Annotated in this window: 31 protein-coding genes and 1 pseudogene; 27 read left to right on the top strand and 5 right to left on the bottom strand. The window is 36.5% G+C overall.

Annotation, left to right across the window (positions count from 1 at the left end):
- Window positions 1–27 precede the first annotated feature (27 nt).
- Window positions 28–1,365 carry a type I glutamate--ammonia ligase gene (glnA, locus tag GLW08_RS01035; protein WP_160846739.1) on the top strand — a complete coding sequence of 446 codons (1,338 nt, stop codon included), beginning with the start codon at window positions 28–30 and terminating at the stop codon, window positions 1,363–1,365.
- Window positions 1,366–1,603: 238 nt separating this feature from the next.
- Window positions 1,604–2,239: a hypothetical protein gene (locus GLW08_RS01030; protein WP_160846738.1), complete on the top strand. Its 636-nt coding sequence runs from the start codon at window positions 1,604–1,606 to the stop codon at window positions 2,237–2,239.
- 112 nt (window positions 2,240–2,351) lie between these two features.
- Here the strand turns inward: GLW08_RS01030 and lexA are convergent, their stop codons facing one another.
- Window positions 2,352–2,981: a transcriptional repressor LexA gene (gene lexA / locus GLW08_RS01025; protein WP_160846737.1), complete on the bottom strand. Its 630-nt coding sequence runs from the start codon at window positions 2,979–2,981 to the stop codon at window positions 2,352–2,354.
- Between the two features lie 301 nt (window positions 2,982–3,282).
- On the opposite strand from lexA, the gene GLW08_RS01020 reads away from it, so the two are divergent.
- The 9 genes from GLW08_RS01020 (at window position 3,283) to GLW08_RS00980 (ending at window position 10,007) form a co-directional block, all read left to right on the top strand.
- Window positions 3,283–3,933, top strand: coding sequence for a YneB family resolvase-like protein (locus GLW08_RS01020; RefSeq protein ID WP_160846736.1), 651 nt, complete (start codon window positions 3,283–3,285; stop codon window positions 3,931–3,933).
- Between the two features lie 172 nt (window positions 3,934–4,105).
- Entirely contained in the window at window positions 4,106–4,339 is a 234-nt protein-coding gene (locus GLW08_RS01015; protein ID WP_160846735.1) for a DUF896 domain-containing protein, read from the top strand.
- A 253-nt stretch (window positions 4,340–4,592) separates the two neighbouring features.
- Window positions 4,593–6,587, top strand: coding sequence for a transketolase (gene tkt, locus GLW08_RS01010; protein WP_160846734.1), 1,995 nt, complete (start codon window positions 4,593–4,595; stop codon window positions 6,585–6,587).
- Window positions 6,588–6,717: 130 nt separating this feature from the next.
- The gene (gene sirA, locus GLW08_RS01005) at window positions 6,718–7,155 is read left to right on the top strand and encodes a sporulation inhibitor of replication protein SirA (protein WP_160846733.1); all 438 of its coding nucleotides are present in this window, start codon (window positions 6,718–6,720) and stop codon (window positions 7,153–7,155) included.
- 70 nt (window positions 7,156–7,225) lie between these two features.
- Window positions 7,226–7,450: a YneF family protein gene (locus GLW08_RS01000; protein ID WP_036817499.1), complete on the top strand. Its 225-nt coding sequence runs from the start codon at window positions 7,226–7,228 to the stop codon at window positions 7,448–7,450.
- 423 nt (window positions 7,451–7,873) lie between these two features.
- Entirely contained in the window at window positions 7,874–8,578 is a 705-nt protein-coding gene (locus tag GLW08_RS00995) for a cytochrome c biogenesis protein CcdA (RefSeq protein ID WP_160846732.1), read from the top strand.
- Between the two features lie 67 nt (window positions 8,579–8,645).
- The gene (locus GLW08_RS00990; RefSeq protein ID WP_160846731.1) at window positions 8,646–9,071 is read left to right on the top strand and encodes a Na(+)/H(+) antiporter subunit B; all 426 of its coding nucleotides are present in this window, start codon (window positions 8,646–8,648) and stop codon (window positions 9,069–9,071) included.
- Between the two features lie 30 nt (window positions 9,072–9,101).
- A complete protein-coding gene (locus GLW08_RS00985; RefSeq protein ID WP_160846730.1) occupies window positions 9,102–9,461 on the top strand; it encodes a response regulator in 360 nt (119 codons plus the stop codon).
- 48 nt (window positions 9,462–9,509) lie between these two features.
- Window positions 9,510–10,007 carry a CcdC family protein gene (locus GLW08_RS00980; protein ID WP_160846729.1) on the top strand — a complete coding sequence of 166 codons (498 nt, stop codon included), beginning with the start codon at window positions 9,510–9,512 and terminating at the stop codon, window positions 10,005–10,007.
- Window positions 10,008–10,025: 18 nt separating this feature from the next.
- Here the strand turns inward: GLW08_RS00980 and GLW08_RS00975 are convergent, their stop codons facing one another.
- Window positions 10,026–10,454: a DUF2621 domain-containing protein gene (locus GLW08_RS00975; protein WP_160846728.1), complete on the bottom strand. Its 429-nt coding sequence runs from the start codon at window positions 10,452–10,454 to the stop codon at window positions 10,026–10,028.
- 286 nt (window positions 10,455–10,740) lie between these two features.
- On the opposite strand from GLW08_RS00975, the gene GLW08_RS00970 reads away from it, so the two are divergent.
- Both GLW08_RS00970 and GLW08_RS00965 read left to right on the top strand, forming a co-directional pair.
- A complete protein-coding gene (locus GLW08_RS00970; protein ID WP_160846727.1) occupies window positions 10,741–11,859 on the top strand; it encodes an ATP-binding protein in 1,119 nt (372 codons plus the stop codon).
- A 14-nt stretch (window positions 11,860–11,873) separates the two neighbouring features.
- On the top strand, window positions 11,874–12,188 hold the full coding sequence (locus GLW08_RS00965) for a hypothetical protein (protein ID WP_160846726.1): 315 nt from the start codon (window positions 11,874–11,876) through the stop codon (window positions 12,186–12,188).
- A gap of 282 nt (window positions 12,189–12,470) precedes the next feature.
- Here the strand turns inward: GLW08_RS00965 and GLW08_RS00960 are convergent, their stop codons facing one another.
- Window positions 12,471–12,623, bottom strand: a complete 153-nt coding sequence (locus tag GLW08_RS00960; protein ID WP_160846725.1) for a small acid-soluble spore protein P — start codon at window positions 12,621–12,623, stop codon at window positions 12,471–12,473.
- Between the two features lie 136 nt (window positions 12,624–12,759).
- Here GLW08_RS00960 and GLW08_RS00955 point away from each other — a divergent pair, with 136 nt between their 5' ends.
- On the top strand, window positions 12,760–13,026 hold the full coding sequence (locus GLW08_RS00955) for a hypothetical protein (protein WP_160846724.1): 267 nt from the start codon (window positions 12,760–12,762) through the stop codon (window positions 13,024–13,026).
- A 95-nt stretch (window positions 13,027–13,121) separates the two neighbouring features.
- On the opposite strand, the gene sspO is transcribed toward GLW08_RS00955, so the two are convergent.
- On the bottom strand, window positions 13,122–13,274 hold the full coding sequence (gene sspO / locus GLW08_RS00950) for a small acid-soluble spore protein O (protein ID WP_160846723.1): 153 nt from the start codon (window positions 13,272–13,274) through the stop codon (window positions 13,122–13,124).
- A 182-nt stretch (window positions 13,275–13,456) separates the two neighbouring features.
- On the opposite strand from sspO, the gene acnA reads away from it, so the two are divergent.
- The 9 genes from acnA (at window position 13,457) to GLW08_RS00905 (ending at window position 21,551) form a co-directional block, all read left to right on the top strand.
- Entirely contained in the window at window positions 13,457–16,171 is a 2,715-nt protein-coding gene (acnA, locus tag GLW08_RS00945; RefSeq protein WP_160846722.1) for an aconitate hydratase AcnA, read from the top strand.
- 176 nt (window positions 16,172–16,347) lie between these two features.
- Window positions 16,348–17,004, top strand: a complete 657-nt coding sequence (locus tag GLW08_RS00940; RefSeq protein ID WP_160846721.1) for a hypothetical protein — start codon at window positions 16,348–16,350, stop codon at window positions 17,002–17,004.
- A gap of 6 nt (window positions 17,005–17,010) precedes the next feature.
- A complete protein-coding gene (locus tag GLW08_RS00935; protein ID WP_160846720.1) occupies window positions 17,011–17,619 on the top strand; it encodes a TlpA family protein disulfide reductase in 609 nt (202 codons plus the stop codon).
- Window positions 17,620–17,694: 75 nt separating this feature from the next.
- On the top strand, window positions 17,695–17,829 hold the full coding sequence (locus GLW08_RS00930) for an FbpB family small basic protein (RefSeq protein WP_084102996.1): 135 nt from the start codon (window positions 17,695–17,697) through the stop codon (window positions 17,827–17,829).
- An 87-nt stretch (window positions 17,830–17,916) separates the two neighbouring features.
- Window positions 17,917–18,063 carry an acid-soluble spore protein N gene (locus GLW08_RS00925; RefSeq protein WP_160846719.1) on the top strand — a complete coding sequence of 49 codons (147 nt, stop codon included), beginning with the start codon at window positions 17,917–17,919 and terminating at the stop codon, window positions 18,061–18,063.
- Between the two features lie 15 nt (window positions 18,064–18,078).
- The gene (gene tlp, locus GLW08_RS00920) at window positions 18,079–18,324 is read left to right on the top strand and encodes a small acid-soluble spore protein Tlp (RefSeq protein WP_160846718.1); all 246 of its coding nucleotides are present in this window, start codon (window positions 18,079–18,081) and stop codon (window positions 18,322–18,324) included.
- A gap of 211 nt (window positions 18,325–18,535) precedes the next feature.
- A complete protein-coding gene (locus GLW08_RS00915) occupies window positions 18,536–20,830 on the top strand; it encodes an AAA family ATPase (protein ID WP_160846717.1) in 2,295 nt (764 codons plus the stop codon).
- Window positions 20,827–21,249 carry an acyl-CoA thioesterase gene (locus GLW08_RS00910; protein WP_160846716.1) on the top strand — a complete coding sequence of 141 codons (423 nt, stop codon included), beginning with the start codon at window positions 20,827–20,829 and terminating at the stop codon, window positions 21,247–21,249. The genes GLW08_RS00915 and GLW08_RS00910 overlap by 4 nt, the downstream gene beginning before the upstream one ends.
- Window positions 21,249–21,551, top strand: a complete 303-nt coding sequence (locus GLW08_RS00905; protein ID WP_160846715.1) for a hypothetical protein — start codon at window positions 21,249–21,251, stop codon at window positions 21,549–21,551. Before GLW08_RS00910 ends, GLW08_RS00905 begins: the two co-directional genes overlap by 1 nt.
- A gap of 305 nt (window positions 21,552–21,856) precedes the next feature.
- Here the strand turns inward: GLW08_RS00905 and GLW08_RS00900 are convergent, their stop codons facing one another.
- Window positions 21,857–22,156 carry a HesB/YadR/YfhF family protein gene (locus GLW08_RS00900; RefSeq protein WP_160846714.1) on the bottom strand — a complete coding sequence of 100 codons (300 nt, stop codon included), beginning with the start codon at window positions 22,154–22,156 and terminating at the stop codon, window positions 21,857–21,859.
- 109 nt (window positions 22,157–22,265) lie between these two features.
- On the opposite strand from GLW08_RS00900, the gene GLW08_RS00895 reads away from it, so the two are divergent.
- The 4 genes and pseudogenes from GLW08_RS00895 to GLW08_RS00880 all read left to right on the top strand — a co-directional run bounded on the left by GLW08_RS00895 (window position 22,266) and on the right by GLW08_RS00880 (window position 23,486).
- Window positions 22,266–22,472, top strand: a complete 207-nt coding sequence (locus GLW08_RS00895) for an ATP-binding cassette domain-containing protein (protein ID WP_160846713.1) — start codon at window positions 22,266–22,268, stop codon at window positions 22,470–22,472.
- A 156-nt stretch (window positions 22,473–22,628) separates the two neighbouring features.
- Window positions 22,629–22,757, top strand: a pseudogene (locus GLW08_RS21755) (ATP-binding cassette domain-containing protein); the annotation flags it as partial.
- A gap of 36 nt (window positions 22,758–22,793) precedes the next feature.
- Window positions 22,794–23,099: a hypothetical protein gene (locus tag GLW08_RS00885; protein ID WP_160846712.1), complete on the top strand. Its 306-nt coding sequence runs from the start codon at window positions 22,794–22,796 to the stop codon at window positions 23,097–23,099.
- A 156-nt stretch (window positions 23,100–23,255) separates the two neighbouring features.
- Window positions 23,256–23,486, top strand: a complete 231-nt coding sequence (locus GLW08_RS00880; protein ID WP_160846711.1) for a hypothetical protein — start codon at window positions 23,256–23,258, stop codon at window positions 23,484–23,486.
- The last annotated feature ends 187 nt before the right edge of the window (window positions 23,487–23,673 follow it).

Here is a 23,673-nt window from a genome sequence, read left to right as displayed (position 1 = left end):
ACTACATTACAGGAGGAATACGAAAATATGGCTTCGAAATTTACGAGAGAACAAATTTGGAAAAAAATTGAAGAAGAAAACGTAAAATTTATCCGTCTACAATTCACAGATCTTCTTGGAACTATCAAAAATGTAGAAATTCCAGTTAGTCAATTAGACAAGGCATTAGATAATCAAATGATGTTTGACGGGTCTTCCATCGAAGGATTTGTTCGTATTGAAGAATCCGATATGCTACTACACCCAGACCTTGACACATTTGTAGTGTTCCCATGGACTTCTGAAAAAGGGAAAGTAGCTCGTTTTATTTGTGACATCTGCAATCCAGATGGTACACCATTTGAAGGGTGCCCACGTTATAACCTAAAACGTAATCTTAAGAAAATGGAAGAACTAGGATTCTCTGCGTTTAACTTAGGTACGGAGCCAGAATTCTTCCTATTTAAATTAGATGAAAAGGGAGAACCCTCTATGGAGCTTAATGACAGAGGTGGATATTTCGACCTTGCTCCAACAGATTTAGGTGAAAATTGTCGACGTGATATCGTATTGGAATTAGAAGAGATGGGTTTTGAAATTGAAGCTTCTCACCACGAAGTAGCACCAGGTCAGCACGAGATTGATTTCAAATATGCTGATGCCATTAAACACTGTGATGATATTCAAACATTTAAACTTGTTGTTAAAACAATTGCACGGAAGCATGGATTGCACGCAACATTTATGCCTAAACCATTATTTGGAGTAAACGGTTCTGGTATGCATGTGAATATGTCCCTATTCAAAGATGGTGCGAACGCATTCTTTGATGAAAAGGGTGATCAACAGTTAAGTCAAACAGCTTATCAATTTATCGCAGGTGTTGTGAAGCACGCAACGAATTTTACTGCTGTAACAAACCCTACAGTTAATTCATATAAACGTCTTGTTCCTGGTTACGAAGCACCTTGTTATGTTGCATGGTCCGGTCAAAACCGAAGTCCATTAATTCGTATTCCAGCTTCTCGTGGTATGAGTACTCGTATAGAAGTGCGTTCTGTGGATCCCTCAGCAAACCCATACTTAGCAATGGCAGTTCTACTTTCATCAGGTCTTGACGGCGTCGAGAACAAACTACAAGCCCCAACACCAGTTGATCGTAATATCTATGTTATGGATAAAGAAGAACGTGTGAAGCACGGCGTTCAAGATCTACCTGCTACATTAGCAGATGCACTTGAATTATTGAAAAAAGACGAGAAAATGGTGGAAGCTCTAGGCGAACACCTATATGAGCACTTCATCGAATCAAAAGAAATCGAATGGGATATGTTCCGTACGCAAGTCCATCCATGGGAGCGCGAACAGTATCTAAGCACATATTAATGAACAAAACCCTTGAAGCATAGCTTCAAGGGTTTTGTTATGGGCGGTACTCTGATTGACCTGATACCTACTAAATCTATATAGGAAAAGGCTAGGTTAAAACACTCTATAAATCATTAGTATGAGAAGACGTTAAATGTAGCCAAAAGAAAGGCATAAGGGACCATTTTGTCGTAAATAAAAAGGATATTATTTAATCATATGGAAAGTAATAATAGGTCGTATTAGGAGGGGAGTTATGAATGTAGAAAGCAAATATATAATCAGATGGGGAATACCAGGTTGGTTGATCATTCTTTACTATATTTTATTGGATGCATTTTCAAAAAGAGTCTTTTTTTCGGACAATCTACCACCAGTCGAGATTATAGTGGCTTTACTAACAGCTATTTCATTTGGCGTCATCGTGGGTTACCTTTTACATCAAGCGTATTTTGCAATGGAATGGTTATTCGGAAGAGGACCATTGGAAGTTTCTCATGAGATTAAGCAAGTATTAGAGAATGCCGGTCTCTCTTATGAGGAGGAATCAAAACCGGAACGACAGTATTTTTATTTTGAATATTTGTGGCAGAAATCATTAGCTAATATCTCTTCTCCACATAAAATGGAATATCTGTCAGCTCGATATCAACACTTGTTGACGAGGACACAGGAATTAGGTGTTCTTCGAGCAAGTTTAATTATATGTCTTTTAATAACAGGATATTTTATCTTTTTTGAGAACATATTATTTTTAGGCGTAGGCTTACTCATTATTCTTGGAACACTCTTCTTATTTGTTCATAGAGCACAACGTTATTTTACGAGAAATACGCATTATTTCATTGCCTACAATCTGCGAGATCTATTGCAGGAGAAAGAAAATAAATAAGAGTGAGAAAAAGTTCATCAAATTGAATCATAAAAGAAGGGCTGACCTATTTTTGGTCAGCTCTTCTTATTTGTTTGTGGATTTTTGATATTAATCAAGCTTCAGCTTTATGTTAATGGATATGACGATATAATCCAACTACTCGACCTAATATACTTATGTTTTGAACGATAATGGGATCCATTGTAGCGTTTTCTGGTTGTAAGCGTATATAGTTAGATTCTTTGAAGAAACGTTTTACAGTTGCTTCTTCATCCTCCGTCATTGCAACTACAATGTCCCCGTTTTGGGCGGTTTGCTGTTTACGAACAATGACCATATCTCCATCAAGGATTCCTGCTTCAATCATACTTTCCCCTTGGACAACGAGAACAAAGATTTCATCATCTGCTGCTGCAAGTGTGTCAGGAAGAGGTACATATTCTTCAATATTTTCAATAGCTGTAATTGGCATCCCAGCGGTTACTTTACCGATGACAGGAGCGTAAGTTGCCTCTCCTTTAGGGATATGCGTCCCAGTACCTTCTTCCAATTCTAGGACTTCAATTGCTCTTGGTTTTGTTGGATCGCGTCTAATATAGCCTTTCTTCTCTAATCTAGCAAGATGTCCATGGACGGTAGAACTAGAAGCTAGTCCAACAGCTTCGCCAATTTCTCTTACGGATGGTGGATAACCTTTTTCGAGAACACGGTCTTTAATGAAATCTAGTATTGCTTCCTGCCTTTTTGATAGTTTTGTCATATTAATTACACCTCGTACATATTGTTTTATTACCGACATTATACCATGCTTGGTAAGGATATACAAACATTCGTTCGTAAAATCTGTTGACAAGAACGAATGTTCGTATATAATAGATTTTAGAAGAAAGCGAACAAAAGTTCTTATTCTATGGAGGCGATCATCATGTTTCAAAATCTATCAAAACTTGACGTAGCGTATATATTATTATTTGTAGCCAGCTTAGGATTTATGTATTATGCTATGGTGACGAGTTAAATAGAGTGCTCGTAAGTACCAATGTGAAAGGTTAGGAGAAACTATGAAAGCTATTATCTATTGTCGCGTAAGCACCGAAAAAGAAACGCAAGTATCCTCCTTAAAAAGACAACGATTAGAATTAGAAGAACTTGCACAAACTCACAACTTTGAAGTTTCTAAAATAATAGAGGAACAAGCTAGTGGATATGACGTAGAGCGGGAAGGTATATTTGAACTATTAGAAATGGTAACAAGTGGAGAAGCGGATGTATTATTAATTCAAGATGAAACAAGATTAGGTAGAGGGAATACAAAAATCGCTCTTTTTCATCAATTGAATAAGTTAAATATCCCTATTTATACAGTTACACATAATGGATACCTGCAATTATCGGAATCAGATTCCATGGTTTTACAAATCGTTGGTGTCGTTGAAGAATATCAAAGAAAAATTCATAACCTAAAAATAAAACGAGGTATGAAAAAGGCGATAGAGAGCGGTTTTAATCCTGCAGATAATCTATCTAATCAGGAAATGGCTCAGGGAAGAGATAGAAAAGATTTTCCAGTTGAAGAAGTAGCAAGGTTGCGTAAAAATGATTTAACCTTTTCTGAGATTGCTGCTACATTAAGAGGTATGGGATATAATGTCTCTAAAGCAACAGTACATAGAAGATATCAAGAGTTTCAATCACTTGAAAAAAATAAATAAAAACGTTACTATAATTAGCAAGTAAGGCAAGCACTCTTCGTGGGACTTGCCTTTTTTCATTGGAAATGTAAATGATGAAATATTGTTATAGATTTTCCTTTATATAACTCGTGTAAACGTTAATTAAATGAACGCTACCTTTGTTTCATCTTAAGAAAAGGAGAAGATATATATGCTTTCTCAAGAAAAAATTAATCGTATTAATGAGTTAGCCAATAAATCCAAAAATGAAGGATTAACAAAAGAAGAACAAGACGAACAACAAGAATTACGTCAGGAATATTTGAAGAATGTTCGTAAATCCTTTAAGAACCATCTGAAATCGGTGAAAGTTGTTGACCCTGAAGGGAATGACGTAACACCTAATAAACTTAAAGAAGAAAAAGAACGTAATAAAAAGCATTAATTCTGAAAATCCTGTTACGTCTATGTAACGGGGTTTTTTCATTTATTTTTTTACTTGGATAACTGATTAGTGTGAAATTACACGATTTTAATAATAAAAGGCATAAAGATTAGAACTAGTAACATCCTAATATATGTGACAAATGAGGGAATTTCTATTTTCTTTTGATAGAACGGTTGTCACTTAACAGATTTCATTATAGGATTAAATTGTTACATAGTATGTACACGCGAAGTACGAAAGGGGTAGTTTCATGTCAGAACAAATCGAACAACAATCAATTAACACCATCCGCACATTATCCATTGATGCGGTAGAAAAAGCAGGATCAGGACACCCAGGAATGCCTATGGGGGCAGCTCCAATGGCGTACACGCTTTGGACAGAGTTCATGCAACACAATCCTAAGCACTCATCATGGTTTAACCGTGATCGCTTTGTATTATCAGCAGGACACGGGTCCATGTTGCTATATAGCCTACTACATTTATCAGGGTATAACGTTACGATGGATGACTTAAAAGAATTCCGTCAATGGGGATCTAAAACTCCAGGTCATCCTGAGTTTAAACACACAGACGGAGTGGAAGCTACAACAGGACCACTTGGTCAGGGAATCGCTATGTCTGTTGGAATGGCTATGGCTGAAACGCATTTAGCAGCTAAATACAACAAAGAAAACTATCCAATCGTTGATCATTATACGTACGCAATTTGCGGCGATGGTGATTTAATGGAAGGTGTCTCTCAAGAAGCAGCTTCTCTAGCTGGCCACCTAGGATTAGGAAAACTAGTCGTTCTATACGATTCTAATGATATTTCACTTGATGGCGATCTTCACCGTTCATTCTCAGAAGATGTAGAGAAAAAATTTGAAGCATATGGATGGCAAGTCCTTCGTGTAGAAGATGGCACAGATATTGCAACCATTCGTCAGGCTCTTCAAAAAGCTAAAGAAAATACAACACAACCTACTATGATTGAAGTAAAAACAGTCATTGGGTATGGTTCTCCTAATAAATCAGGGAAAGCTGATTCTCACGGTGCTCCACTAGGTGAGGAAGAAGTACAGGCAGCCAAAGAACATTACAATTGGGAACATGAGCTTTTCCATGTACCAGCTGATGTGTATCAAGATTTCGAAACGAAAGTACGTACGCAAGGGGAAGAAGCAGAACGTAATTGGAACGAATTGCTATCCCAATACAAAGAAGCATATCCAGAATTAGGTGCTGAATTTGAACTAGCTATTCATGATGAACTTCCTGAAGGTTGGGAGGATAAACTTCCTAGCTTCACTCCAGGTGAAGATAAAGTGGCTACAAGAGCTGCGTCAGGTGAAATGATTAATGCTCTATCAAAAGAAGTTCCTTATTTCTTTGGCGGAAGTGCTGACCTTGCCGGATCTAACAAAACGACTGTGAAAGAAGAGGACGACTTTTCTCGCAATAATTATGCAGGTCGTAACATTTGGTTTGGTGTGCGCGAATTTGCTATGGCTTGTGCCTTAAATGGAATGGCTCTGCACGGTGGATTAAAAGTATATGGCGGTACATTCTTTGTATTTAGTGACTATATGCGTCCAGCCATTCGTCTGTCCGCTCTAATGGGAGCACCAGTTACGTATGTTTTCACCCATGACTCTATTGCAGTAGGTGAAGATGGTCCAACTCATGAACCAATTGAACAATTACCGTCATTACGAGCGATGCCTAACCTTTCAGTTATTCGTCCAGCAGACGGAAATGAAACAAGGGCTGCTTGGCGCCTAGCGCTTGAATCCAATGAACAAGCAAATGCTCTTGTGCTAACACGTCAAGGCCTCCCAACACTTAAAGGTACTAGCTATGAAGGTGTTAAGAAAGGTGCTTATACGATTAGTCCTGCACAAAAAGACCAAGCTGATGCACTTCTACTCGCAACTGGTTCAGAAGTACAATTAGCTGTGCGTGCTCAAGAAACATTACGTGAAAAAGGAATCGATACTAGCGTAGTAAGCATGCCTTCTTGGGATCGCTTTAACGTTCAAGATAAAGCATATAAAGAAGAAGTACTACCAAGCTCAGTGAAGAAGCGTCTTGCTCTTGAAATGGCTTCCCCATTAGGTTGGGAGCGTTATGTAGGTGATGAGGGCGATGTTCTTGGAATAGATGGCTTTGGTGCTTCTGCCCCAGGCAATACAGTAATGGAACAATATGGATTTACAGTAGAGAATGTTGTACAAAAAGTAGAAAACCTATTAAAGTAAGATGTAAAGTAAGCCCCCTGTTTGGTAAACAGGGGGCTTTTTCGACAAAAATTTCAAATGTTCACCTACCATATTTGACACATTTTTTACTTTTATTGGGGTATCATGACTCTAATGGGAGGGACAGGCGATGCGTGAATATACGATTTATTGGGTAAAAGATGAATTTTCGTATCATTATTTCCATAAAACAGGTGTTCTTTTTCAGTTTTTGCAAGAATGGAGACATAATCAAGGAAGCTCTATTTATCAACTTCAATTTAGTGAAGTTATCAAACCGTTACCTTTAGATCTGCTTATTCAACATATCGCAACAAAATTACGAAAGCCTGTGGAGTTATCTTTTGAAGAGAATGAAGCCTCATTTTATATACAACATCAAGGCAAATCAGTTCGATTAACACAAAAAAATGATCGTGAAGTATGTTTCTACGCAGAAAATTTACATCAGGCAGAAGAAGTTTTGTTTGATACACTCAGGTCCATACACCCGTCTTTTTTTATCATCGATACAGCGTACAGTCATTATGGATGGGTAGCGCCTATTAAAAAAGAAGCTATTCTTTAGCTCCTATTGTATTCTCTCTGTTGATTTACTATAATGTTTGAGAGACAACACGAAGGAGGAAATTTGTATTATGGGTACCATTTGGGTTATTGTTATCGCCCTTATAACACTTCTAGCAGGCGTCGCGCTAGGGTTTTTTATTGCTAGAAAGTACATGATGAACTATTTAAAGAAGAACCCACCAATTAATGAACAAATGCTACGTACGTTAATGATGCAGATGGGACAGAAGCCATCGCAGAAGAAAATTAATCAGATGATGCGAGCCATGAATAATCAACAGCAACAAAAATAAATGGTGATCATAAAATCCTTCTTCTACTTTGAAGAAGGATTTTATATTAAAAAGAAAATTATACCTTGATAGAGTAGAGTGTTTGCTTTATGATCTGCTATTTTAAGAAGAAGCAAGGTTAAAACCATTAGTTGGAAATCTACATTGATTGTAACTCCCTCGTGCAGTTCTTAGTACGTACCTTGCTACCTACTAGCTCAGTTTTTCTATACTCGACTACAAAATAGTGAATTCTTTATAAGTATGTAGTACATAAGACAGAAGAATCAAACAAGTATTATCGTCACAAAAACGTCATAAACTTGTAGGTACTTTTCATAGAATGCAACGTCATTTTTATTTACAATTACAAGTAGACTAAAGAAGTAGATAATAGGGTCCTTATAAGGACTTTTCATTATGTTTTTGAAAGGGTGTAAAGACGTGTCAGATTTAAATATATTTCTAGCGTTTGGAGCAGGTTTCTTATCGTTTATTTCTCCTTGTGTATTACCGCTTTATCCAGCATTTCTTTCTTATATTACTGGAATGAGTGTAAATGAATTAAAATCCGAGAATGCTATGCTTAATAGAAGAAGTGTGCTACATACTATTTTCTTCTTACTTGGTTTTTCAAGCATTTTTATTGTTTTAGGTTATTCGACGAGTTTCTTGGGAGAGTTTCTTTATCAATACCAGGATTTCATACGTCAGATAGGAGCAATTTTAATTGTATTCTTCGGATTTGTTATTATTGGAGTCTTTAATTTTGAATTTCTAATGAAGGATCGAAAAATTCATTTTAAAAATAGACCAGGTGGCTATTTAGGTTCTCTTGTAATTGGTATGGCATTTTCAATGGGATGGACTCCTTGTACAGGTCCAATCCTTGGTTCTGTTTTAGCATTAGCTGCTTCAAATCCTGGTAATAGCGTTATTTATATGGTTGCCTATTCATTAGGGTTTTCTGTACCATTTCTACTACTGTCCTTCTTCATTGGACAAATTAACTGGATTAAGCAAAACAGTGCTAAACTAGTCAAAATCGGCGGTTATGTTATGATTTTTATGGGTGTTTTCTTATTTTTTGATTTAATGACAAAGCTTACCTCATACCTTGCAGGACTATTTGGGTTTAGTGGTTTTTAATCGAGGATGGCATTGTTTTCTTATTTGTATTATCATTAAGATAAGTTGAAATAAAGGAGAAGTGTCAATGAGGACGAATGACTTAATTTTACGAACCACGACGATACTAATTGCCTTTATACTATTGGCATTTTCTATTTACTTATTTATAGCTGGCCATAATGCTCCAGGCGGAGGATTTATTGGAGGGCTAATGACTGCTGCTGCAGTAGTTTTAATGTATATGACATATGGATTCGATTCTGTGAAAAAAATCATACCTATTAATTTTCGTTACCTAATTCCGATAGGATTGTTAACGGCTGTACTTACGGGTATGGGTTCATTCGTGTATGGTGAACCATTTCTGAGTCAAACCTTTGCGCATTTTTCACATATTCCTATTCTTGGAGAAGTAGAGCTAGCGACAGCTTTGTTATTTGATCTAGGCGTGTACTTAACAGTTGTGGGGATTACATTAACCATTATATTATCTATTGCAAACGATCAATAAACGGAATACAACGCAGGGGAGGGGATTGGCTTGGCTAGAATCTTAATCGTAGATGATGCTAAATTTATGAGATTGACTTTGTCTAACATCTTGCAAAAAGGTGGTCATGAGTTGGTTGGTGAAGCTGAAAATGGTCAACAAGCTGTTGAGATGTTTGAAGGCGAACAACCTGAGTTAGTTACCATGGACATTACAATGCCAGAACTTAATGGATTAGATGCATTGAAGAAAATTCTTTCTAATAATCCTAAGGCTAAAATTGTAATGTGCTCTGCAATGGGGCAACAAAAAATGGTTGTAGAAGCGATTGAAGCAGGGGCTAAAGACTTTATCGTAAAGCCATTTGATGAAAGTAGAGTGTTAGAAGCAATTAATCGTGTACTAGGCTAAAGGCTTAGTGTACATAAGTTTAGGGACTTTAGAAAGAGTTGATATGTTATGTGGGTTGTAGCTAGTACAGTTGTTGCGGCAATTATGGCAACAATGATGATTTTTATTCGAATGCGAGCAGCCAAAAAACCTGCCTCCATAAAAAAAATTATATTGCCCCCTATCTTTATGAGTACAGGAGCTCTGATGTTCTTATTTGAACCCTTTCAAGTGCATGGCACACAGGTTTTGGAAGCTATGTCAGTAGGCGTATTATTTTCCATTTTCTTAATCAAGACATCTAAATTTGAAGTGCGAAAACAAGATATCTATTTAAAACCTTCAAAAGCATTTGTGTTTATATTAATAGGCCTCTTAATCTTACGTATTATATTAAAACTTATTATTGGACAAACGGTCTCTGTAGGAGAGACTAGTGGCATGTTTTTCTTATTAGCGTTTGGTATGATTGTGTCCTGGCGAATTGCCATGCTCGTTAAATATGTACGTCTTGAAAAAGAGGTTAAACGCTCTGAAAGTATGCAAGATATTGCGGCACAAAAATAACCCTCGCTCTCGCGGGGGTTATTTTTCGAATAGTGGTAGATAAGGTTGAACATCTATATTTTTTTCATCTAACGTCTGTTTAAGAAATTTGTGATCTCGTTTAGGTGTTGCTAGGATATACCCTTCAATAATCACTTCTTGGGTTATGGCATTTTTGTTCTTTTCAATAGCAACCTGTGAGATTCGGCCAGCAATCTTTTGTCTGGCAACATCTCTGAAAAGTTCAGGAACTGGTGTCACAAGCTCTTCCAAAAATGCTCTTTGTTCTTCTCCCCACATATGTAGGGTTTCATTAATGTAATGTTCCTCCCAATCAATAATGGACTTACCATCATCTTTTGGCAATCGCTTAAGAAATTTACGGAACATAAAATAACCGCCTATTGCTAACAGTCCAACCATCGTACAGGTCCAAAGTACAATAAATATGGCAAATACGGTATTCAAATCAATCACCTTTTCTAACTCGTCCTTATTATGGTTAGAATAGCACAGAAAACCTTACAGGTCTATAAAGCTAATCATGAATAAAAAGAAAACATAATGTAGAAGAGATTAAATTTCGACAAGAATATTATAAAATGTTTCGAATAGAATGACAAGAGAATATAACCTGATGTAAATCAATCAATATTTTTATAAATTTTGATGATTTTTTTCAACTTTTCTTGAAGAAAGTGAATTTTGTGGGATAAAATGTTAGTATGTCCTGTAAAGGTTAGGGGGCGGATGGATGAATAATCATTCTCGACAACCAATAAATGATAACTATACTCATAATCATAAAGATCATGCATCAAAAAAAAGTTACGTTTCACTGTCTGATTTACCTAGCTCCTACCTAAATTGGATAGAGGAAAACGGATTTGATGTCATTTGTGTATGTGACAAACAAGGGAAATTTCAATATCTATCCTCTTCCGTTAAACGGCTCTTAGGATTTGACTCATCCGATCTTATTAGTGAAAACGCACTTGATTATTTTTCACCTCAAGATCAAGAGAAACTCAAGCAAACATTCTGGTCAAATCCAACCATACCTACAACTATTGATTTGCAAGTAAAACAAAAAAGTGGAAAGTACATATGGGTAGAGACGATTGTGTCATTACAAGAAGGGGATGCGGGAGAAGAGGAAATTCTCGCATTGATGAAAGATATATCAGATAAAAAAGAAGCTGAAGAAATGATGATTCGTTCAGAAAAAATGTCCGTCGCCGGTCAATTAGCAGCTGGTATCGCGCATGAAATTCGTAATCCGCTAACTTCTTTAAAGGGATTCCTTCAGCTACTTCAGGTTGGATCTGAGGATGAAGATGGGTATTATACGATTATGAACGAAGAAATCGAAAAGATTGAGACGATTACATCAGAGCTATTATTCATATCAAAACCAATGACTAATGAACGTAAAAGCGAGCCACTTCTTTCAATGATTAAAGATGTGTGTACGTTGCTACAATCTCAAGCAAAACTTCATCATATCGATCTTGTTCTTCAATGTGAGGAAGAATTTATGGTTTCTTGTGATAGATCTCAAATTAAACAAGTTTTTATTAATTTAATAAAGAATGCAGTTGAAGTCATGGAGAATGGCGGAAAAATTACAATTTCAACCTACACAAAAGAACAATTCGTATTTATAGATATTATAGATGAAGGTCCTGGAGTTCCAAAACATTTGATTAACAAAATAAAAGAACCGTTTTTCACAACGAAAAAAAACGGTACAGGGTTAGGGTTAATGATTACACATCAAATACTAGAGAAGCATAATGGAAAATTAGAGGTACATGACCATAATCCAAATGGCAGTATCTTTCGTGTGCTTTTGCCAGTTGAAAAAGTATAAAGACTAGTTCTGTTTTGTCCCATAGATTCGAGGTGGACGATGTACACAGTAAAGGTGAAGATGAAACAATCCATTATGTCTATTCAAGCTTTCTACGTAAATGTCCTATGTTATTGCGTCACGATCAAGAAAAGTTAGATCATATTAGAAAAGACACTTTATATCATATCGAGCATTTAGAAGCAGCATCTGAATTTAAAATGGATTCAATCTTCTTAGATTATGTGAGGAGGACAGATTCTAAATTGACCTCTCGTGGTATAAAAACAGAACTTCTTAATGATTGTTTTACTTGGATGAAAGAAGTATTGAGATCAAATCAACAATAAGTAGATGATTACATATTTGTTAGATGAAGGCATTTGTATTTTAAACAAAATGTTTTTTCTTGATTAGTCAGTGAAGAGTCAATCTTCACTGACTTTATTTTTGTTCGATTAATTATAGAAGTATTAGCTTGTGCAGCGATGTCTAATTTCAGCGCTCAGCTTCGTACAATAAGTCAACATCGAATAATGCGTAATCTCGTGTTTCCTTTATCTCCTGTGGTTTTAAGGGAAGTTTAATTAGAAACACTGCGTCACAAAGCTACATCCACTGTAGTTATTTCCTTACATATCATGTGAAGAGTGGTTTTTTTGACGGGTATGGTTATTGTTTTTTACTTTATGGTTCCCACTCATAGGTTCTCCGTAGGGTTGTTTTGGGCTTTTGGGTAATTGAACACGCTCTTGTTGTTTTGGACCTTTTGGTTTTCCAGACATACGCTTAATCCTCCTTCCTGTATGAAGTTTAGTTTTTGAATTTGGGTAACAAACTATTCATGTTATGCACTATGTATGGTTTCATCGACTCTGAGCAACACTAAACGGTAAACATAGAAGAAGGAGTGTATTTCATATGCCTTACCATAAAGATAAGCAACAAGCTTTTCAAGCTGCACAGCAAGGCTTTGAACAAGCCATAGATGCCAATCAAGAGCGGATGACTTCAATTGGAAAAGAGGAATATGGAAAAGAGCTTGCCCACTTGACCCAAGAAATGAACGAAGCATTTGCGCAAATTGATAAAGCGTTAGAGGTTGCTAGTGAACATCAATTTGATCAACTAAAGCAATATCAAAATGATCTTCAATCGATTATGAAAGATATTCAGACCAATCAGTAGTGTTTTTTGAAAAACATTACCAATGTGAAAATCCTAGCGCAAATGCTTACCATTTGTGCTAGGATTTTTTTAATATTTTTGGTTGTTGATATGGGTTATTGGTTTTTTTTGCGTTTTTTGTTGTTCATACGTTCCTCTGGTTTTAGAGGTTGTTGGGGAATTTCTTCATTATATCCTGCTCCGTTCCCTTGGGCTTTTGCAGCGTTCATACCTGATTTTGCATGATTTGCTTTTCGCTTACTATTCATATGCTCACCTCCTGATATAATTATTATTAGGAAAATTGTAACGAAATATTTTACTTATAAATCGTTTTCATTTAAAATGTTAGTTGCAGATTTTTCTTGAAATTAATCTGATAGTGAAATAATGGGATAGGAGAAGCGACAAAGGCTTTTCGATTTAATTTCATTTAGGGGGTAAACAGTTTATGGCAGCAAATGATACTTATAATGCACGCACGCAATTTGAACTGAATGGCAAAACGTATAACTTTTATAAGCTTAAAACGTTAGAAGATGCTGGGTATGGTAAAATATCCCGTCTTCCTTACTCCATTCGTGTCCTCTTAGAATCCGTTCTACGCCAACAAGACGGAGAAGTGATTCAAAGGGAACATATTGAGAAATTAGCTAAGTGGGGAAGTAAAGATGCAGAAAGTGTAGATGTTCCATTCAAACCATCTCGTGTTATTCTGCAAGACTTTACAGGAGTTCCTGCAGTAGTTGATCTAGCTTCTTTACGAAAAGCGATGGTTGACATGGGTGGAAGCCCTGAAAAAATCAATCCTGAAGTTCCAGTAGACCTTGTCATCGACCACTCTGTACAAGTAGATCAATACGGTACTGAAACTGCACTCCAGCGAAACATGGAACTAGAATTTGAACGTAACAAAGAGCGTTATGAATTCCTGAATTGGGCCAAAAAAGCGTTCGATAACTATGAGGCAGTTCCACCTGCAACTGGAATCGTTCACCAAGTAAACCTTGAATACATTGCTAACGTCGTCCATGCACTTGAAGATGAAAATGGTGAGTATGAGACATATCCAGACACACTAGTGGGTACAGATTCTCACACCACTATGATTAATGGTTTAGGTGTACTTGGTTGGGGTGTTGGAGGAATTGAAGCTGAAGCCGGAATGCTTGGACAGCCGTCCTATTTCCCAGCTCCAGAAGTTATAGGTGTTAAGCTTACAGGAAGCTTCCCACAAGGAACGACAGCTACAGACCTTGCGTTAAAAGTAACACAAAAGCTACGTGAGAAAAATGTAGTTGGTAAATTTGTTGAGTTCTTTGGACCTGGTCTTTCTGACATGCCACTTGCTGATCGTGCAACAATTTCAAATATGGCACCAGAATACGGAGCCACTTGTGGTTTCTTCCCAGTTGATAAAGAATCACTTGAATACTTACGTCTAACTGGGCGTTCTGAGGAGCATATCCAGTTGGTCGAGCAATATTGTAAAGAAAATGACCTTTTCTATACGCCAGACCAAGAAGATCCTGAATTTACAGATCTAGTTGAGATTGAACTTAGTGAACTTGAGCCAAACTTATCTGGACCAAAGCGTCCTCAAGATCTTATTCCTTTATCTGAAATGAAGGAGTCATTCAACAAAGCTCTGACAGCACCAGAAGGAAACCAAGGATTCGGATTAAGTGAACAAGAGAAGGACAAAGAAGTGACAATTGAGCATCCTAACGGTAAGTCTTCTGTTATGAAAACAGGAGCTGTTGCGATTGCAGCTATTACATCTTGTACAAATACATCCAATCCGCATGTAATGTTGGGTGCTGGTCTCATCGCGAAAAAAGCTGTTGAAAAAGGACTAGAAGTACCTGAATATGTTAAAACATCTTTAGCACCTGGCTCGAAAGTTGTTACACGTTATCTAGAAGACTCTGGATTAATGCCTTACCTTGAGACGTTGGGCTTTAACCTAGTTGGTTATGGTTGTACAACTTGTATTGGTAACTCTGGACCGCTTTCTCCTGAAATTGAACAAGCGATTGCAGATAATGATTTAACTGTTTCTTCTGTACTGTCAGGTAACCGTAACTTTGAGGGACGTATTCACCCATTAGTGAAAGCAAATTATCTTGCTTCACCACCACTAGTTGTAGCATATGCCCTAGCAGGTACAGTGGATGTGGATCTTAAAAATGAACCGGTTGGTACCGACAAAGATGGTAACGACGTTTTCTTTGATGATATTTGGCCAACGATGGACGAAATTAAGTCAGAAATCGATAAAAACGTTAATCCTGAAATCTTCCGCAAAGAATATGAAAATGTATTTGATTCCAACGAAAAGTGGAATGCAATTGAAACAACGGATGAACCTTTATATGACTGGGATGAAAATTCCACATATATTCAAAATCCTCCATTCTTTGAAGGATTATCAAAAGATCCAGATTCAGTGAAGAGCTTAAATAACTTACGTGCTATTGGGAAATTTGGCGACTCTGTCACAACAGACCACATCTCCCCAGCAGGTGCGATTGCAAAGGATATGCCAGCTGGTCAGTACTTACAAGAAAAAGGAGTATCGCCTCGTAATTTCAACTCTTATGGCTCCCGTCGTGGTAATCATGAAGTTATGATGCGTGGAACATTTGCAAATATTCGTATCCGTAACAAGTTAGCTCCAGGCACAGAAGGTGGATTTACAACATATTGGCCTACTGGTGAAGTGATGCCTATCTATGATGCTGCAATGAAGTATCAACAAGAAGGAACAGGCTTACTTGTGGTAGCTGGTAGCGATTATGGTATGGGAAGTTCTCGAGACTGGGCTGCAAAAGGTACTGATCTTTTAGGTATCAAAACAGTCATTGCAGAAAGTTTTGAGCGTATTCATCGTTCTAACCTTGTTATGATGGGTGTACTTCCATTACAGTTTAAAGAGGGTGATAGTGCTGATTCTCTTGGATTAACTGGTGAGGAATCGTTTGATATTAACATTGACGAAAACGTAAAACCTCATGACTTAGTAGAAGTTACAGCTACAGATGAAAAAGGAAATAAAACAGAATTCAACGTTATTGCTCGTTTCGATAGTGGTGTTGAAATTGATTACTATCGTCACGGTGGTATCTTACAAAAAGTTCTACGTGATAAATTACAAACAACATAAAAGTTAACATAAAAGAAGTCGCTCATGCGGCTTCTTTTTTATTCTTTCTCCAACCATCATATTATAAGGTCAATCTATAGATTGTTGACAATTTCGTTATAAATCCCTCAATTTCTTTACATATTTGTCGGTACTCCTTAATATAAATAACATGATATGTATAAAGGAGATATGAAATGTACCACATTATACAAATAGGTCCCATTTCTTTGCCAATGAAAACACTTGTGTTGATTGGCTCAGCTTTTCTTGCGTTGTGCTGGATTTATCTGTTACAAATAAGACATACTTCTGTTAAAAAATGGACAATACCTATAGAATGGGGATATGCAGTTTTATGGGTAATTATTATTTGGAAACTAAGTTATGTGCTTATTCATCCTTTAGAAACAATTCAATATCCCTTAAGGATAATGTATTTTGATGGGGGGATATTTGGACTGGTGTTTGGTATTGCTGTAGGTGTCTATTCATTCCATAAGTCAACCTCAAAGGTGATTTCACTTTTTACACCGAGACTTCAAATGGGGATATCTGGTTTATTGTTTTGGTTTGGTACATATAGTATGCTATACACACTTGTTTTCACAGTCCATCATATAAATATACTAATAGGTGTATATTTCATAACCCTTGCTCTTACGTATTGGTACAAGTTGTCTTTAAAAAATATACATCATACCCTACGTCTTATTCAGTGGGGAAGTGCTGGATGGATAACATCACAACTAATTTTTGAAGAACAAGAGCCAAGTCAGGATATATGGTTTGTCTTTATTGTTTGGTTATTTATTTTCTTCATTGATATGAAATTGAGTCGTAAAAGGAAGTGAACGAGCATGATAAAAAGAGTGATCGCAGGCGGCATTATGTTAATTTTATTTGGTTTCACCATATATAGTGTGTTGGATGCAAGTTCAAAAAAAGATCAGGCTAGTCAAAATGGAGAACTAAAAATGATTGAGGCTGATTATTCAAAAGGTGAGGGTGCTTCTATTTCACCACCTGATGCACCTGAAGGTTTAAGAGTAGGTGAAAAAGCTCCAGATGTTGAGCTTCAAACATTAGAAGGTGAAACTGTTCATCTCTCTGATTTTGAAGGGGAGAATGTGTTTCTTAATTTTTGGGCTACTTGGTGCCCACCTTGTAAGGTAGAAATGCCAGAAATGCAAAAGTTTCATGAGGAATATGGTGATGAAGTCACCATCATAGCTGTTAATGCTACTAGAACAGAATCGAGCAAAGAAAAAGTTAAACAATTTATTGAAGAAGAAGGCTACACATTTAAAGTGCTATTAGATCCTGAAATGGAAGCTAATTCCCTTTTTAGAGCTCAAGCACTACCAACAACGTATTTTATTGGGAAAGATGGAACCATACAAGAAGCTACAAAAGTAGGGCCAATGAGTTATAACTTTATGAAGAATATGAAGAATAAAATGGACTAACTTTCGCTAGGGGTTGTATATTTTCTGAAAATTAGGGTGATCCTTTACTAATTAACTTTTAAAGGAGCGACTCCAATGGGCAGGAAAAAGAAACCTTCATTTGAGGATTTGATAAAACTTAATCGAAAAGCCATTATCGAAGATGAGAAATTAATGGGAAAAATTGAGGAAAAAATAGAAAAACGTATGAATGATACATTAAACAGATAACCATCATGGTTATCTGTTTTTTGTATAATAAAACACTGTTAACAAACACTATTGATGTACTTCTTCACCATGAAAGGAGATACAACAATGGGAAACCCAAAAAAGGATTCAAAACATTTTGTGCCTAACCATTTAGGGACGCAATCCAGAGAAGCAGGCGGAAATAAAGGAAAGCAGATGCAAATGCAAAATGCTCACAAGCCAAAAATCATACAAACAAAAGGGAAAAAATAAGGAGGCAACCCCATCATGAGTCATAAACAACAACAACCTGTAAATCCTGATGATCGCAGCGACAATGTCGAAAAACTTCAAGAAAAGGTGCAAAATACTATAGAGAATATTGAAGAAGCTCATGATACATTGCAATTTGCTTCAGAAGAAGAAAAACAAAAGATTGAAGCAAAAAACAAACGACGTGAAGAATCCATTAATTCAATGCGAAATGAAATAAAAGACGAAGCTCGTCAACGTCAACAGAATGAACGTAGATAATTTTGAAAAACCCTGTTTATACAACAGGGTTTTTTTGAAACTATTGTATTTAATGTTGGTGGTAATAATTTCCGTTAATACCCTCATTTTTTGGAAACTCAAGATTTAGCCTCGTTTGTTGAATAACTGTTTAGATTTATGCAGAATAATCAACTTCACCCGACAGCTATGATAAAATATGTGAATGGAATACCGAAATAAGGGTGATGACATGACAATAGATCAACTACCGTTACAACATATTAGAGAGTGGACCAATCTTTCAGCCGAGCCCCCTTTAGATGAATCAGAGGCACTGCGGTGGATAGACTCCCATTTACATGAAGAAGTTACACTACCAAAGGATATAATTAGTCGTTTATATGGTTTGATTGCATATGATCGTTTACAACGAAGTCACATTCATCATGAAAATATAGCAAGAGAGTTTGTTCAAAAAGGAAAAACTTATACGAATAGTGATCCAATTTTAGATCAAATTGACGAAATGCTAGAGATCATTTCTCATTATGCACTAATTGAAGATAGTGATTTCACCTCATTCATGTTACATGAGGCCGATCACCAATCTGTAAAACGAAAAAAACTACAAGCAATTGAACAAAAAGTGGAGGCTTTAGAGGAAGATTGGACTACTCATTCGACTACTTACCCTAGTTCAAAGGAAAATTACTCTACATCAATCCTTATCAAGGTACAAGATGCATTAGATGATATGTTGAGAGAGATAGAACCTTTAAAAGCAAATGAAATGAATGGAGTTAATCATGTTTCCACAACTTCGATTAATCAATTGCTTAGGACATTGGATTCATTAAAAGAGGACCTTAAACAGTTATTACCTGAAGCTTTTCAAGGTGACGAATCGAAAAATGCATTGAGTCAATTAGATGACATGGTAGGTTTACATGAGATTAAACAATACATTGAGCGATATTATCATTATTTAAAATATCAACAACAACGGAAGCACTTAGGCTTTCATATGGTAGATGAGCCAGAACTGCATATGATTATTACAGGAAATCCAGGCACCGGAAAAACGACCATTGCTAGGCTTCTTGCTAATATTTATTATGAGCTTGGATTATTGGAGACAAAGGATGTTATTGAAGTGAATCGATCTCATCTTGTGGGGTCTTATGTAGGTCAAACTGAGGAAAACACAATGAATTATGTTAAACAAGCAAGTGGTGGGGTTTTATTCATAGATGAAGCTTATAGTCTGAAACGGGAAGGTCAAACTGGTAATGATTATGGTCAAGCAGTGATTGACACACTAGTATCAGCTATGACGAGTAAAGAGTACGGTGAAACATTTGCTGTCATATTAGCCGGCTATCCAGAAGAAATGCGTCAATTTCTTTGGAGCAACCCAGGTTTACGTAGTCGTTTTCCAGAACAGAATCACATTGAATTGCCTGATTACGAAATGAACGAGCTTGTTCATATTGGTGAATCAACCGCCTTAGATAATGATTATTACTTTACCAGTAGTGCATTGCAACAATTACGAAGAGCAATTGACAAACAAAAAGTAGATGAATCATTCGGAAATGCGCGGACAGTACGTAACATTGTTCTCCAAACCATCTTTCATAAAGGAGCCAAAAAGTCAAAGGTTCACCATCAATCTTGGCTTGATTATATGAGGTTAGCAGAGGACGATTTTCACCAATTATTAGAAGATTCATCTCAAGAAGAAAGCCCATTGGAAGAACTTGATAAACTAATAGGACTACAACCTGTTAAAGAAGAAGTAAACAAATTGTCCTCCTTTGTTAGACTGCAAAAAAAACGACAAGATCAAGGACTTCCAACTGTACCAATTCAACTTCATGCCGTATTCTCAGGTAATCCAGGGACAGGAAAAACAACAGTGGCGCACATCTATGCACAAGTACTAAAAGAGTGTGGCTTACTGAAAAGAGGTCATCTCGTGGTAGCATCCCGAAGTGATCTAGTAGCAGGATATGTTGGTCAAACCTCCATTAAGACCAAAAAGAAAATTCGTGAAGCGCTTGGAGGAGTATTATTTATAGATGAAGCATACTCTCTTTTACAAACAGGTGGGAATGATTTTGGAAAGGAAGCTATTGATACACTAGTTGATGAGATGACAAAGCACAATGAAAATCTAGTCGTTATTCTAGCAGGATATAAACAAGAAATGAGACAACTTATTCAAAGTAATCCTGGTTTATCTTCCAGGTTTAAAAAATTCTTCCATTTTCCAGACTATACAGCTGATGAACTAGTAGAGATCAGTAAGTATCAAGCAAGTCTCTATCAATATGAATTTGATCAACATGCTATCCATTATCTTAGGAACCAATTCGAGCAATATAAAACAGAAGGAAATGGTCGGTTTGTAAAAAATCTAGTTGATGAAGCGGTTCAATATCAAGCTTTACGTATTGATATGCAGGATGTTGGAGGTATTTATTACCTTAAGCAAGATGATATACACAAGGCATGGAACGCTGTGAAAGGGAGAGAGATATGAAGGTAAATGAAACGGAAGTAAAAGTGCGCTATCAAGAAACAGATCAAATGGGCGTTGTCTATCATGCAAACTACTTAGTATGGTTCGAAATAGGAAGAACAGCTTTTATTGAGGACTTAGGCTTTTATTATCACGACATGGAGGAAAGTGGAATTGTTTCACCACTTGTTGATGCAAATATTCAATTTAAAAAACCATTACGCTATGGCCAAACAGCAACTGTGAAAACATGGCTCGACTACTATGATGGCTTAAAGGTGATCTATGCATATGAAATACAAACTCCTGAAGGTGAAGCCGCTGTAATGGGAAAAACACAACACGTTTGTGTAAAAAAAGAAAACTTTCGCCCGGTTTCCATAAGAAGAGTGTTCCCAGAATGGCATAAAGCCTATTTAGCTGCAAAAGGTGATGCCTAGTGGCTTTCGGTGTAAAACGAAATGAATTAAAAAAATGGAAGCAAAAAGTTGAAGCAGGTGACATTGCTTTTTTAACACATTACTGGTTAGACGATCGATTTCCAGAATCCAAAACAGTTACGAAGGTAGGTTGTTCTGATAAAGATAAGCTTGCAAAATGGGGCAAGCAATATGATCTAAAACCTCGTTGGATACACAATGATCCACGCTATCCACATTTTGACTTACTAGGTATGAAGCAATTAGATATCCTAAAAGCTGAGAACTTGTATGAACACATCAATCGATTTAATTTAGAATGAAATAAATCCCCTTCTTACAAACAAGTAAGAAGGGGATTTATTATTTTTGTATAGAATACTATAAAAGTGTTCCAGCACCCAGCGACCAGTGTGCTTTCCTCGCCTCCGTACGATAAGGTCAACATCGAATCACTCATTGTTTCATGTTTCCTTTATCTCCTAAGACTTTTAGAGGAAATTCTGGAGTAATGTAGGTTCGATTAAAATCGCTGCATCGTGCAGCAACATCGAACTGACCTATATCCTGTAGGCCCCCAGCACATACATCGCTACACGGGCGATTGCGCTTTTTTTATTGAATAGTATTATTGAGTGGAGTCAATATATTCGAAGTTCGGTTCTTTTTTATCATCATCGTAATATACCTGAACATCATGGTGATCAAAATACCAAGAATCTTCTTCTTCTACATAAAAATGAATACCTTTAACAGTTGTCTCCATAATCGGTTCTTGTGGGGTGTCTGGTCGTATGCCTAAAGAAAAGCCAGGCTGAAGTCCACAAACCCCTCCGTATCTTACAAAGAATCGGAGTGATGTATTGTTCGTTAATTCTAATTCTTCTTTATACCATGCTGCTGCTGCTTCTTGTACGGTTAATTTCATACTATTCATCTCCTAGTTTTCTGGGTTACGCTTCATGTTTATGGTAATACAATACCAATGCTACTTCAAATTTAAACGTCTTTTCATGATTCAATAAGGAGGAATACCATTGTTTCTAGAAATTAAAGATTTACAAAAGACATTACATAAGCATCAAGCTGTAAAAAATGTTCATTTATCCATTGATGATGGAGAAGTATTAGGATTGTTAGGTCCCAATGGGGCAGGGGAATCAATAACTATTTCAACATTATTGCCACCTAATGAAGGTGATATTTTATTTAAAGAGATTTCGGTTGTGGAATATCCCAAATGAATAAGAAACTTACTAGGCTATGTATCTCAGAAAATTGCATTGTATTCCGATTTTACAGCACAAGAGAATTTACATTTTTTCGCCAAGATGTATAAGGTTCCAAGAAAAAATTGAGTGGAACGAATACATGAAGTTCTATAACTAGTAGGTTTAACAGATTGGGCCAATGAAAGAATTGAAACGTATTCTGGTGGAATGAAAAGACGCTTAAATACTGCTTGTGCGTTGATTCATAATCCGGAGTTACTCATATTAGACGAACCAACTGTAGGGATTGATCCGTAATCTAGAAAAATGATCAAACAACTAAGCAAGAATGGGATGAAAATCATATATACAAGTCATTACATGGAAGAAGTAGAGTATTTGTGTAATCGGATTGCCATAATGGATAATGGGGAGATTTTTGCTCTTGGGACAAAGGAAGAGCTAACGTACGTCGTGCTATTCCAATTAAAACAAATTACGGAACAAATAGAGCAACTTGAAGGTGTTAACTATGTTGATTGTAAAGAAAATACGTACGATATTGGAATAAAGCAAGGAGCGCATTTGTTACCTGAATTATTTACGATTGCTCAGAATTTAGAAGTGAGAATTCTAATGCAGTTACTAGATAGATACTAATAAGATTCGCGTATCGACTTCATCAATATGGGATGTTTTGGTAGGGCGATTTCTATCAGCTTTGTGTCTTTCTTTTTTTCAGTTACTCATTTTGTTTACTTTTTCTAAACTGCTATTTTCCATATCACAGGGAATATATGGGCTTTATTCCTTGTTATGCTCGTGTCTTCGACTGGAGTGGCTTCTTTAGCTATTTGTATTAGTGTGTTCACACTCCATAAACCAAAAATCGATTTGACCAATATTTTTCAAAGCGTTTTAATTCCTTTCTTGGCGATGCTAGGTGGTAGTTTTATTTCAACGGCTGCTTTACCAGAAGTCATCCAGCAAATTGGTAACAACATAATCAATGGTGCTTCTTTACAAGGATTTATTGGTGTGGGGTGAAGGGAGTTCCCATTTTACAATTCATAGACTCTATTCTAGCTGTGTTATTGTTTTCTTAATCATTATCGCTTTTCTTGTTTTTAGAAAGAAAGGGGGTGTTTTGATCAGGAGGCTTGCCAGCTCGCCGGCAGGACGCGAGTTGTTCCACGGCCACCTTTATTCTAACTAAATCTACGGGTACATCGTT

The organism is Pontibacillus yanchengensis, from assembly GCF_009856295.1.
Classification (GTDB): Bacteria; Bacillota; Bacilli; order Bacillales; family BH030062; genus Pontibacillus; species Pontibacillus yanchengensis_A.
Note: the sequence above shows the minus strand (reverse complement) of the source record. Positions and strands in the feature narration are given on the sequence as shown.

Excerpts from the sequence above, each read along its gene's own strand:
- glnA (WP_160846739.1), top strand. The coding sequence starts at position 28 with ATGGCTTCGAAATTTACGAGAGAACAAATTTGGAAAAAAATTGAAGAA.
- GLW08_RS01030 (WP_160846738.1), top strand. The coding sequence starts at position 1,604 with ATGAATGTAGAAAGCAAATATATAATCAGATGGGGAATACCAGGTTGG.
- lexA (WP_160846737.1), bottom strand. The coding sequence starts at position 2,981 with ATGACAAAACTATCAAAAAGGCAGGAAGCAATACTAGATTTCATTAAA.
- GLW08_RS01020 (WP_160846736.1), top strand. The coding sequence starts at position 3,283 with ATGAAAGCTATTATCTATTGTCGCGTAAGCACCGAAAAAGAAACGCAA.
- GLW08_RS01015 (WP_160846735.1), top strand. The coding sequence starts at position 4,106 with ATGCTTTCTCAAGAAAAAATTAATCGTATTAATGAGTTAGCCAATAAA.
- tkt (WP_160846734.1), top strand. The coding sequence starts at position 4,593 with ATGTCAGAACAAATCGAACAACAATCAATTAACACCATCCGCACATTA.
- sirA (WP_160846733.1), top strand. The coding sequence starts at position 6,718 with ATGCGTGAATATACGATTTATTGGGTAAAAGATGAATTTTCGTATCAT.
- GLW08_RS01000 (WP_036817499.1), top strand. The coding sequence starts at position 7,226 with ATGGGTACCATTTGGGTTATTGTTATCGCCCTTATAACACTTCTAGCA.
- GLW08_RS00990 (WP_160846731.1), top strand. The coding sequence starts at position 8,646 with ATGAGGACGAATGACTTAATTTTACGAACCACGACGATACTAATTGCC.
- GLW08_RS00980 (WP_160846729.1), top strand. The coding sequence starts at position 9,510 with ATGTGGGTTGTAGCTAGTACAGTTGTTGCGGCAATTATGGCAACAATG.
- GLW08_RS00970 (WP_160846727.1), top strand. The coding sequence starts at position 10,741 with ATGAATAATCATTCTCGACAACCAATAAATGATAACTATACTCATAAT.
- GLW08_RS00960 (WP_160846725.1), bottom strand. The coding sequence starts at position 12,623 with ATGTCTGGAAAACCAAAAGGTCCAAAACAACAAGAGCGTGTTCAATTA.
- GLW08_RS00955 (WP_160846724.1), top strand. The coding sequence starts at position 12,760 with ATGCCTTACCATAAAGATAAGCAACAAGCTTTTCAAGCTGCACAGCAA.
- sspO (WP_160846723.1), bottom strand. The coding sequence starts at position 13,274 with ATGAATAGTAAGCGAAAAGCAAATCATGCAAAATCAGGTATGAACGCT.
- acnA (WP_160846722.1), top strand. The coding sequence starts at position 13,457 with ATGGCAGCAAATGATACTTATAATGCACGCACGCAATTTGAACTGAAT.
- GLW08_RS00940 (WP_160846721.1), top strand. The coding sequence starts at position 16,348 with ATGTACCACATTATACAAATAGGTCCCATTTCTTTGCCAATGAAAACA.
- GLW08_RS00935 (WP_160846720.1), top strand. The coding sequence starts at position 17,011 with ATGATAAAAAGAGTGATCGCAGGCGGCATTATGTTAATTTTATTTGGT.
- GLW08_RS00930 (WP_084102996.1), top strand. The coding sequence starts at position 17,695 with ATGGGCAGGAAAAAGAAACCTTCATTTGAGGATTTGATAAAACTTAAT.
- GLW08_RS00925 (WP_160846719.1), top strand. The coding sequence starts at position 17,917 with ATGGGAAACCCAAAAAAGGATTCAAAACATTTTGTGCCTAACCATTTA.
- tlp (WP_160846718.1), top strand. The coding sequence starts at position 18,079 with ATGAGTCATAAACAACAACAACCTGTAAATCCTGATGATCGCAGCGAC.
- GLW08_RS00915 (WP_160846717.1), top strand. The coding sequence starts at position 18,536 with ATGACAATAGATCAACTACCGTTACAACATATTAGAGAGTGGACCAAT.
- GLW08_RS00910 (WP_160846716.1), top strand. The coding sequence starts at position 20,827 with ATGAAGGTAAATGAAACGGAAGTAAAAGTGCGCTATCAAGAAACAGAT.
- GLW08_RS00900 (WP_160846714.1), bottom strand. The coding sequence starts at position 22,156 with ATGAAATTAACCGTACAAGAAGCAGCAGCAGCATGGTATAAAGAAGAA.
- GLW08_RS00885 (WP_160846712.1), top strand. The coding sequence starts at position 22,794 with ATGAAAATCATATATACAAGTCATTACATGGAAGAAGTAGAGTATTTG.
- GLW08_RS00880 (WP_160846711.1), top strand. The coding sequence starts at position 23,256 with ATGCTCGTGTCTTCGACTGGAGTGGCTTCTTTAGCTATTTGTATTAGT.